This is a genomic window from Streptomyces sp. SID5910 (assembly GCF_009862125.1).
Taxonomy (GTDB): Bacteria; Actinomycetota; Actinomycetes; order Streptomycetales; family Streptomycetaceae; genus Streptomyces.
In genome coordinates this window covers 22,074-32,949 of the sequence record NZ_WWHX01000280.1, presented here as the reverse complement: position 1 = coordinate 32,949, position 10,876 = coordinate 22,074, and the positions used below count along the sequence as shown (strand labels likewise).

8 protein-coding genes are annotated in these 10,876 nt (G+C 68.0%); 6 read left to right on the top strand and 2 right to left on the bottom strand.

Annotated features, from left to right (window positions below):
* Positions 1-175: 175 nt before the first annotated feature.
* Positions 176-1,279, top strand: coding sequence for a phosphonopyruvate decarboxylase (gene aepY, locus GTW67_RS09605; RefSeq protein ID WP_161164380.1), 1,104 nt, complete (start codon positions 176-178; stop codon positions 1,277-1,279).
* Between the two features lie 73 nt (positions 1,280-1,352).
* Here aepY and GTW67_RS09600 read toward each other — a convergent pair whose 3' ends face one another.
* Together GTW67_RS09600 and GTW67_RS09595 are read right to left on the bottom strand one after the other, a co-directional pair.
* Entirely contained in the window at positions 1,353-1,754 is a 402-nt protein-coding gene (locus GTW67_RS09600) for an ArsR/SmtB family transcription factor (protein WP_161164379.1), read from the bottom strand.
* 68 nt (positions 1,755-1,822) lie between these two features.
* Entirely contained in the window at positions 1,823-3,388 is a 1,566-nt protein-coding gene (locus tag GTW67_RS09595; protein ID WP_161164378.1) for a DHA2 family efflux MFS transporter permease subunit, read from the bottom strand.
* An 828-nt stretch (positions 3,389-4,216) separates the two neighbouring features.
* On the opposite strand from GTW67_RS09595, the gene GTW67_RS09590 reads away from it, so the two are divergent.
* The 5 genes from GTW67_RS09590 (at position 4,217) to GTW67_RS09570 (ending at position 10,754) form a co-directional block, all read left to right on the top strand.
* The gene (locus GTW67_RS09590) at positions 4,217-4,855 is read left to right on the top strand and encodes a glutamine amidotransferase-related protein (protein WP_524539763.1); all 639 of its coding nucleotides are present in this window, start codon (positions 4,217-4,219) and stop codon (positions 4,853-4,855) included.
* Between the two features lie 110 nt (positions 4,856-4,965).
* On the top strand, positions 4,966-7,488 hold the full coding sequence (locus GTW67_RS09585; protein ID WP_161164376.1) for a molybdopterin-containing oxidoreductase family protein: 2,523 nt from the start codon (positions 4,966-4,968) through the stop codon (positions 7,486-7,488).
* A gap of 55 nt (positions 7,489-7,543) precedes the next feature.
* Positions 7,544-8,866, top strand: coding sequence for a 3-phosphoshikimate 1-carboxyvinyltransferase (gene aroA / locus GTW67_RS09580; protein WP_161164375.1), 1,323 nt, complete (start codon positions 7,544-7,546; stop codon positions 8,864-8,866).
* Positions 8,863-10,398, top strand: coding sequence for a 2,3-bisphosphoglycerate-independent phosphoglycerate mutase (gene gpmI / locus GTW67_RS09575; RefSeq protein WP_161164374.1), 1,536 nt, complete (start codon positions 8,863-8,865; stop codon positions 10,396-10,398). The genes aroA and gpmI overlap by 4 nt, the downstream gene beginning before the upstream one ends.
* Positions 10,395-10,754 carry a hypothetical protein gene (locus GTW67_RS09570; protein WP_161164373.1) on the top strand — a complete coding sequence of 120 codons (360 nt, stop codon included), beginning with the start codon at positions 10,395-10,397 and terminating at the stop codon, positions 10,752-10,754. Before gpmI ends, GTW67_RS09570 begins: the two co-directional genes overlap by 4 nt.
* The last annotated feature ends 122 nt before the right edge of the window (positions 10,755-10,876 follow it).

Here is a 10,876-nt window from a genome sequence, read left to right as displayed (position 1 = left end):
TCTCCTTCGTCCGCGACAACATCGAAGGCATCGTCATCGGCATCGTGCTCATCTCCGGCATTCCCATCATCATCGAGGGCATCAAGATGCGACGCCGCGCCCGCAGCGCGTCCGCAGCGGGCCAGCAGACGCCCATCACGCCGTCCACCACCCCCGAAACGGAGCTGCCCCGTCCATGATCACTGCACAAGAATTCTGCGACCTCCTGGCCGACCGCGGCTTCACCCTCGCCAGCGGCGTTCCCTGCTCCCACTTCGGTGGACCGATCGCGCACCTGAGCACCGAGCCCGGTCGCTACGTACCCGCCCCGAACGAGGGCAACGCGCTCGCCGTGGCCGCCGGCGCCGCCCTGGGCGGACAGCGCGCCTACGTAATGCTGCAGAACTCCGGTCTGGGCAACCTCATCAATCCGCTCACTTCGCTGGTGATGACCTACCAGCTGCCGATCCTGACCTTCGCCAGCTTGCGGGGCTGGCCCGACCCCGCAACGGACGAGCCCCAGCACGCCGTGATGGGGCCGGCGACTCCCGGGCTTCTCGACAGCGTCGATACCCCGCACCACACCTTGTACGCGCAGGACGGGGTCGAGGAGTTCGCCGCGGTCCTGGAGAAGGCGGAAAAGGACCTCGCCGAGCAGCGGGCGCCGTTCGTGCTGGTTGAGCGCGGCGCCATCGGCAAGGCCGCGGCCGCCAACTGCCCTCACACCGAAGGACTGCCCGCCGCGGAAGCCATCCGCCTCGTCACCTCTGCCGCTCCGCAGGCGGCCGTCGTCGCCACCACCGGATTCACCGGCCGTGACACCTTCGCCGTGGCCGACACACCCAGCACCTTCTACATGCAGGGCTCCATGGGCCACGCCTCCTCCATCGGCCTGGGCGTGGCGCTGACCCAACCGGAGCGCACCGTGGTGGTCCTGGACGGGGACGGAGCCCTCCTGATGCACCTGGGCGCCCTGTCGATGATCGGCAACGAGGCACCTGCCAACCTGATCCACGTCGTGCTCGACAACCGGGTGCACGAGTCGACGGGCGGACAGGCGACAACCTCGGCGACGACCTCGTTCCCCGAGATGGCGAAGGCCGCCGGATACGCCGACGCGGTCGTCTGCGACCGGGAGGAGGACGTGCAGGCCGCGATGCTGCGGGCCCAGGCCGCTCCCGGCCCGCACCTGATCTGTATCAAGACGCTGCCTCGCACGGGCGCGATCCCGCCCCGCGCGACCAATGCCCTCAGCACGCTCGACATCCGGGACCGCTTCCAGAACGATCTGCGGCAGTAGCAGCAGCGACACGCCACAGGGGCCGTGTTCCACGCGTCTGCGTGGAACACGGCCCCTGTGGCAAGTGGCGGGCTCAGGCGCCCTGCACACCGGCCGGCTGTCCGGCCCCCGTCTGGAGACAAGCCGCAACCGTCTCAGGATCCATGGCGGCAAGGCTGGCGAACATGCGCAACGGCTCGGCCAACGTCTGACAGCACATCACGTACTGATTGCTGCGGCCCTTGGGAATCGCCTCTACGAGGTTCTGTTCACGCAGCGGGGCCAGGTGATGGCTGACCAGCGTCTGGCTCAAGCCGGTGGCCTCCTGCAGTTCCTTGACGGTGCGGGGACGTTGCGCGATGAGCAGGATCAGCGTCAGTCGCGTCTCGTCCGCCAAAGCCCGCAGTTTGGGTGCCAGCATCTGTGCCCGCTCGCGTTCGCTGAGCCACTGGTCAGGATCACTGACCGCTACTCTGAGCTTCGACGGCCGGGCCATCGCCACCTCCCTCTCACCCGCAGGTCGGGCTGTGGAGTCGATCCTACGCACTGTCCGCTCCCCGGTCTTCAGGACGTAGCGGCGGCGTCGGCGCTGTCGCTTCGGGCGGCGGCTTCGGACTGGGCTGTGCCGTCCTCGTCGGCAACACGAGCTCGGGGCAGAATGAACGCGGCGGCCAGGGCACCGACCGCCGCGACACCCACGGCGATCAGCAGCGTGCCGGTGAACCCACCCACGAAGGACTGCTGCGCCGCGTCCAGCACGCGCCGGCCCGTCTCGCCACCGAGCTGCTGGGCCACCGCGGAAGCGCCCGCCAGGGATTCGTGTACCGCTTCGCCGGCCTCACCAGGCAGCTGAGCCGCCTGCGGCAGGTCGTCACGGTACAGCGTGGCGATCACACTGCCGCTGATCGCGATGCCCAGCGCGCCGCCCACCTGCATGCCGACATCGGCGACGGCCGACCCGGCGCCCGCCTGACGGGCGGCGGAGACCACCAGGATGGCATCCACGGCGGCGGGCAGCGCGATACCCATACCCAGGCCGAACACGGCCAGGCCGATCAGTGCCTGCGTCTCGTCGTCGACGCTGAGCCCGGCCAGGACTCCGAGTCCCGCAGCACACAGCAGCAGGCCGACCACCACCGTCGTCTTCAGCCCCGTGCGCTCCACCAGCTTCGCGGACAGCGGCGCGCCGACCATCATCGTGCCGATGGCGAGCATGCGCAGGCCCGCGCCCAGCGGGTCGAGTTCGAGCACCGACTGCAGGTACTGGGTGAGCAGGTAAAGGCCGCTGTAGAGGCCGAAGGAGGTGCAGGCGATGGCCAGGGCGCCCCCGCCATAGCGAGCGTTCAAGAACAGACCGACGTCGAGCATCGGATGGGCCGTCTTCCGCTCCCACAGAACGAAGGCGACCATCAGCACCACGCCTGCGAACAGGGAGCCGAGGGTGATGATGTCGCCCCAGCCGTTGTGCGGGGCTTCGACCAGGCCGTAGACGATTGCGACCAGCCCCGCCACCGAGAGAAGGGCGCCGACGAGGTCCAGTCCGGGGTGGCCTTCGGCCTTGGACTCGGGGATGAGCTTGGCCCCGCCGATCAGGGCGATGGCCGCCAGGGGAACGTTGATGAGGAACATCGATCCCCACCAGAAGTGTTCGAGCAGCAGACCACTGACGAGCGGGCCCAGCGGCACGCCGACCGCAGCGGCGCCCGACCAGATGCCGATCGCCTTGCCCTGCTCCTCGCGCGGGAAGACATCCTTGATGATGGCAAGGGTGGCGGGCATCATCAGCGCCGCCGAGATGCCCATGAGGGCCCGGAAAGTGATCAGCATCTCGGCGTTGGAGGCGAACGCGGCGCCCAGGCTGGTCAGGGCGAAAGCGCCGAGACCGACGGAGAGAAGCCGCTTGCGGCCGAACCGGTCCGACAGGCCGCCGGCCATGAGCAGCAGTCCGCCGAACGCCAGGGCGTAGGAGTCCACCATCCACTGCAGTTGGCTGCTCGTGGCATCCAGGTCCTTCTGGATGCTGGGCAGCGCCAGGTTCAGGATCAGGGTGTCCAGGCCGATCAACACGAGACTCAGGCACAGGATGTTCAGGATCTGCCATCGGCGCGGATGGCCGGCGGAGCTGTTCACTTGCTTCTCCTCAAACGCAACAGGTTGGAGTCCCGGGGAGCGGCTGTGGCCGGCCGTCGCACGGGGGAATGACGAGCAGGCCGGCCATCAGCCAAGCCCAAACTAAACAGCATCCATCCCTATCAACAGCAATCACTGTTAATAACGGCCTGGTTTGTGCGCCGGATCCGGCCAACTCGCGCGGCCCCCCACGATCCGGCAGGGCAGGTTCCGTTCACCGCACTGGCGTGCACGGAAGCACTCACGGTGACGGATCACCGCCGAGCGGGACTCCTGCCGCCCCTCCGGTCCGCTGGCACCGGAGTGCCACCGTGACGGCTGGTCAGAGCACCTCCTCACCGCCCCTGACAGCCGACGCAGCGGCAGTCCCGTCAAATGACAGAGATGGCGTGATCGTTTCCAGGCCGACCCGGAAACCCTCGAATACTTTGACCGCCATCGATAAATTGAGCGAGAAGCAGCACGGGGGGCCTGCAGAGGGCTCCCACACGGGGCACACCAGGGGGCTGGCAGACATGCGTACATCCGGTAGGCAGCAACTCGCAGCCCAGCCGCCCACACGGCGGTAGTTCCCCACTTTCCTTCCTCACGGGACCCGTGCGTGGCGGCACGGTCCTGACATCACCTCAGGCACGACCACACCCGCGCAGCAGAACGCACGGCACGCGCTCTGCCGCGCCCCTTGGGCTGGAACCGTCACTGGCGAGACGGATTCGCCCTCCTGAACCGTTGAAGGGGAAAACGATGTCAGTCTCTGCACAGCCACGCCTTGCCCTGGTGGGAGACCGCGGCAATCACGACGAGCCGTCCCACCCCAAGATCGATGCGATGCGTGAGCAGTGGGACCTGACCACCGAGTGGATACCGACCACCGACATACACGACGCCTCCGTTCTCGACGGCTTCGACGGCATATGGGTCGTGCCGGGAGCCCCGTACTTCAACCAGAAGGGTGTGCACGTCGCCGTGCGCCACGCCCGTGAGAACGGGCTGCCCTTCCTTGGCACCTGCGGTGGCTTCTTCAGCGCCCTGATCGAACACGCCCAGAACGTGCTCCGCCTCCCCGAGGCGGCCGGCGTCGACGAGGACCCCGAGAAGCTGATGCCTCTTGTCACGCCGCTGAAGTGCTCCTTCCGCGGAGAGAAGGCTCCCTTGACCGTGATGGAGAACTCCCGGCTGGCCGGTATCTACGGCACGACCGAGGTCGAGGAGATCTTCCACTGCGACTACGGCCTGACCGACACCTTCATGAACGCGGCCAACCAGGGCTCACTGAGGCTGAGTGCCTGGGACAGCGACGGCGCACCGCGCGCCCTGGAGATCACCGGCCACCCCTTCTTCCTCGGCAGCCTCTTCCAGCCCGAGCTCTCCTCCGCTCCGGGAAGCGAACACAAGATCCTCAAGGCGTTTCTGGCCGCCGTAAGCGCGAAGGCCGACACCGACGCTCTGCCGATGCCCACGACCTGACCACCACGGCACATCCGCATCAGACAAGGCCGTGCGGCACGCCCGCACGGCCCGGGCACCGCCATGCCCGCCTCGTACCCCACACCAGGCGGAAGGATCCCCACGTCTTCATGAAGCGCGATCAACACGGCCTGTCCCGGCGCGGTTTCGTCCGCGGGAGCGTCGTCGGCGGTGCAGGCCTTGGAACGCCCGTCCTGCTTCCGGTGGTCTCCGCACACGCGACCGATGCCGCAGGCTCCCCGGGAGAACCTTCCGGTACGGGCGACCGGTCCGGCGCGGATTTCACCGATCAGTCCGCCGCCCTGACCCCTGACAAGACAGTCGCCACCGCCTGTCAGTTCTGCAATTCCAACTGCCGACTCAACGTCGATCTCAAAGCGGGCCGTGTACTGGCCGTGCGAGGCGAGGACAGCGACCCGGTCCAGCAGGGGCAGGTGTGTGTCAAAGCCGAGCTGATGCCGCAGCTCGTCTACAACTCCGAACGGCTGACCCGTCCACTTCGCCGCGTCTCCGGTGCGAAGGGCTCTCCGCACTCCAAGTTCGAGGTCGTGAGCTGGGGGGAGGCCCTGCACACCATCGCCAAGAAGTTTCTGGCGCTGCGGGATGCAGGCCAGGCCCACACCATCGCCAACCGCACCACCGGCCGGATGCCCCGAGGCACCGGATCTCTCGTGGCCCGCATGTTCGCCATGCTGGGCAGCCCCAACAACACGGATGTCGGCCCGGTCTGCAACGACGCCGGCGGCAACGCCCTTGCGATGACCTTCGGACTCGGCAACTTCACCAACGGGTACGGAACCGACGGCGCGACCGGCAAGGACGACCTCGGCTCGGCGCGCCACTACCTGTTCTTGGGCACCAACCAGGCCGAGACGCACCCGGTCACCTTCGACTACCTCCTGCGCGGCCGCAAGGAGAACAACGCGACCCTGACGGTCGTGGACCCGCGCCTGACGCCCACCGGAGCAGCCGCGGACCGCTGGGTGGCGCCGAAGCCGCACACAGACCTCGCGCTCCTGCTCGCCATGCTTCACCACATCGTGCAGGAGAGGCTGTACGACAAGGCGTTCGTCAAACGCTGGGTAGCAGGGTTCGACGAGCTGCGCCGGCACCTCGCGAAGCACCAGTACACCCCCGAGTGGGCGGCAAAGGTAACCGGCGTCAAGGCCGATGTCATCACCAAGATGGCGGTGGAATATGCGACGGCGAAACCGGCAGCGATCTTCTGCAACGCGGGAATCTCCCACCAGCTCGGCGCCTTCGACACCTACCGGGTGGCCACGTTCCTTGCTGCGGTGACCGGCAACATCGGGCAGCCCGGCGGCGGCTGCAACTTCATGCACAACACCTGGCCCGGCGACCTGCAGTTGCCACCCCTGGACGCCGACCTGCCCGAGCGGCGCGAGGCGCTGCCGGTCGGCCCGGACTACTTCGCCGAGTCCATCCTCACGGACAATCCCTACCGGCTGCGCGCGGTGGTGACCCAGGGCAATCCGCTGGTGTCCTCGGCCAACACGACCAAGGTCAAGAAGGCGTTCGAGCAACTCGACTTCTACGTCTACACCGGCCTGTTCATGGAGGAGGCCGCGTACTACGCCGACATCATCCTGCCGGTCTGCAGTGGTCTGGAGATGGAAGGCGTCTACATGCGCCGCGACGACCGGGCCATTCGCTGGCAGAACCAGGCCGTCGAGCGGGTGGGCGAGTCCCGGCCGGACTGGGAGATCTGGGTCGGGCTCGCGCACGCGCTGGCCGAACTCGACAGCCGTCGACCGGCCGCCGAGTGGCGTGCGGCGTTCCCAGAGCGGTGGATGAACTACCGGGAACTGTGGGACGACTTCGTCACCCACACCCCCGGCGTGGGCGGAATGACCCGTGCAAGGATGCGACTGCGCACCGAGCCGCTGCGCTGGCCGTGCCCCACCGAGGACCACCCCGGCGTGAGCACCCTCTACCTGGACCACCCCAGCTGGTACCAGGCGGCCGAGTCACTCGACCCGGCCAACCGAGGCAAACGCTTCCTCACCCCCAGCGGCAAGGTCGAGATCTCGACACCGGCCCTGGAGAAGAAGCTTGCGGTCACCGGGCACAGCGCCCTTCCGATCTTCTACACACATCCCGAAGTCACAGGCAGGAACCCCACCCTGTCCTACAGTCGCAAGTTCGTCACCAACCCCATCAACCCCCAGGCAGTCACCCATCCCGTACGCCTGGGTGTCCCGGGAAGCGACGCGGTGCACCGTGACTTCCCGCTCATGGGCATGACGGGCCGGCCCAGCGTGGTCCACTTCGCCGAGGTGACCCACTGGACGCCAACGGGCAAGCAGCTCAACGGCATCCGCTTCATCCAGATCCACCCCGACACGGCTCGCCGGTCCGGCATCGCCGACGGCGACGAGGTGACCGTCGAGAGCCCTCGCGGATCGGTTACCGGTACCGCACTGCTCTGGGAGGGGATCCGAGCGGACACCGTGTTCGTCCCCAACACCTTCGGCCCAGCTCAAAAGCAGGGTGATCTCTTCGACGACCCCCGCTACGAGGCGGCCAACACACTGCCCGACGACCGTTTCTACGACAACCTGTCCGGCCAGCAGGCCTTCAAGTGCTTCGCCTGCCGGGTCGTCAAAGCCTGAACGAATCACCGAGCACAGGCATCACCTCACCCGTCCCCACTGCAGGAGGTAACGCATGTCCGCAACGCCCGACCCACGGCTCAAGGCCGAGACCCTCACGATCCGAACCCTCACCGGTTTCGACGAGACGGTCCGCGTCCTGGGATCCAAGAGCTACACCAACCGTTACCTCGCCATCGCTTCGCTGTCCGGGCAGGAAACGGTCATCGACAACGCGCTGTTGTCCGACGACACCGTCTACTTCTCCCGCGCCATCGAGACCTTCGGTCACGTCACCTGCGACATCGACCACGCCACCGCCCGCATCCGCGTCACCCCCACGGGCAAGCCGATGCGCGCCCCGAGCGAGGACATCTTCGTCGGTGGCGCGGGCACGCCGCTGCGGTTCCTGATCTCCATGGCCGGCCACGCCGACGGCACGACGATCATCACCGGTAATGCCCGCATGCAGGAGCGCCCCATGGGCGACCTGCTCAAGGCACTGCCGGCACTGGGGGTGGACGCCACGGCGGTCCGCGGCAACGGCAGCCCGCCCGTCCGCGTCGTCGGCGGCTCCTTCAAGGGCGGCGCCACCTCCATCAGCGGAGCCGTCTCCAGCCAGTTCACCTCAAGCCTCATCATCAACGCCCTGCGCGCCCAGACCGACACCGAGATCACCATCAGCGATGACCTGGTCTCCAAGCCCTACGTGGAGATGACGCTCGCCGCACTGGCGGAGATGGGCGTGAGCGTCGACCGGGACGGCTACCGACGTTTCACCGTCCCGTCCGGTCAGCAGGCCCGCGGCGGCCAAGTCACCGTCGAGCCGGACGCCTCCGGCATGTCCTACTTCCTGGCGGCCGCCGCCATCCTCCAGTCCCGCGTCGTCATTCCGGGCATCGGTGCCGGCTCCCACCAGGGAGACGTCCACCTCGTCCAGGCCCTGGAGCGAATGGGCTGTCGCACCGAGGTAGGCGACGACTCGATCACGGTCACCGGAGGCCCCCTGCGCGGCATCGACATCGACATGGAGGCCATGCCCGACGTCGTGCCCTCGCTGGCCATCGTCGCCGCGTACGCCGAAGGCACTACCCGGATCACCAACATCGCGTCCCTGCGCGTCAAGGAGTGCGACCGCATCGCCGCCGTCACCACCGAGCTGCGCAAGATGGGCATCGACGTCGAGGAACACGCCGACGCGATGTACATCACCGGCGGCACTCCGCACGGCGCGGTCATCGACACCTACGACGACCACCGCATCGCCATGACCTTCGCCATCGGCGGTCTGCGCACCGAGGGCGTGGTCATCAAGGACCCGGGATGCGTCGCCAAGTCCTTCCCCGCCTTCTGGCAGACCCTCGACACCCTGCACCCGGACCTGGAGAGCACCAAGTGAGCACACCCGAACCGGTGCTCGCCGGCCCGGGCATCCTCCTGGTCCTCGACGGCTGGGGCTCCGCCGACGCGGCCGACAACAACGCCCTGAGCCTCGCCCGCACCCCGGTGCTGGACGAACTCGTGGCCCAGCACCCGAGCACGCTGGCCGAAGCTTCCGGCGAAGCGGTCGGTCTGCTCCCCGGTACGGTCGGCAACTCCGAGATCGGCCACATGGTCATCGGAGCCGGAAGGCCCCTCCCCTACGACAGCCTCCTGGTCCAGCAGGCCATCGACAGCGGCACCCTGCGCAGCCATCCGCGGCTGGACACCGTGCTGAACGAGGTCGCCGGCACCTCAGGCACGCTGCATCTGATCGGTCTGTGTTCGGACGGGCAGATCCACGCCCACGTCGAGCACCTGAGCGAGCTGCTGGCCGCCGCAGCCACGCACCAGGTGGAGCGCGTCTTCATCCATGCGATCACCGACGGCCGGGATGTCGCCGACCACACGGGCGAGGCGTATCTGACACGGGTGGCCGAGTTGGCCGCCGCGGCCGGAACTGGGCAGATCGCCACAGTCATCGGCCGCGGCTACGCGATGGACAAGGCCGGCAATCTCGACCTGACCGAGCATGCGGTCGCCCTGGTCGCCGACGGGCGCGGCTCCCCGGCCGACAGCGCCCACTCGGCGGTCCACTCAAGCGAACGGGGCGACGAGTGGGTCCCCGCCTCCGTGCTCACGGAAGCGGGTGACGCGAGGGTCACCGACGGGGACGCGGTGCTGTGGTTCAACTTCCGCAGCGACCGTATCCAGCAGTTCGCGGACAGGCTCCATGAGCACCTCGCAGCCACCGGCCGCACGGTGAACATGGTGAGCCTGGCCCAGTACGACACCCGCACCGCGATACCCGCCCTCGTGAACCGCGCGGACGCCTCCGGCGGTCTGGCCGATGAGCTCCAGGAAGCCGGGCTGCGCAGTGTCCGCATCGCGGAGGCCGAGAAGTTCGAACACGTCACGTACTACATCAACGGCCGGGACGCAACCGTACGCGACGGCGAGGAGCATCTGCGGATCACAGGTGAGGGCAAGGCCGACTACGTCGCCCGTCCCCACATGAACCTCGACCGCGTCACAGACGCGGTGGTCGAGGCCGCCGGCCGCGTCGATGTCGACCTCGTCATCGCCAATCTGGCCAACATCGACGTGGTCGGGCACACGGGAAACCTCACCGCCACCGTCACGGCCTGCGAGGCGACCGACGCCGCCGTGGACCAGATTCTGCAAGCGGCACGGAACAGCGGCCGATGGGTAGTGGCCGTGGGAGACCACGGCAACGCCGAACGCATGACCAAGCAGGCTCCGGACGGCAGCGTACGGCCCTACGGCGGCCACACGACGAACCCGGTCCCGCTGGTGATCGTCCCCAACCGGACCGACACGCCGGCACCCACGCTGCCGAGAACGGCCACGTTGGCCGACGTGGCCCCCACCATCCTGCACCTACTGGGACACAAACCCGGACCCGCCATGACAGGAAGGCCCCTGCTGTGAGTCCACTCACCCCCACACCCGACCACGCCCTGTGGCATCGAACTCCCGCCCTGTCCGACTGCCTGACGCAGCCCCACATCGCGGCCGCCTTCGACCGGGACGCTCTCGTCCGCGAGCTGGAGGCCGACGGCATCGAGGGAGTACTGCACGAGCCCGCCGACCGCTCGCGAGTGGTGCTGGGCCTGCACAACCCGTCCATGACCGAGAGCCGCGTCAACCTCCACGCCCTGCTGCCCGAACACGCCGACTGCACCTGGCACTTCCTCAGCGGCTCCATGCGCACCAGCGAAGCAGCCGACGGTCTGCACCTCCACCTGGCCGCGTCCGACACCGTCTGGCTGACCACCACCACATAGCGAGGGCCGCACCACCAGATCCCCCCGCAGCCTGCGCGAGCAACCCTTCCACGGGAGATTCCTCGCGTTCTCTTTCAGGGCACCGCCAACCCCGAAGGATCTGACATGCACGCCTGCACGCA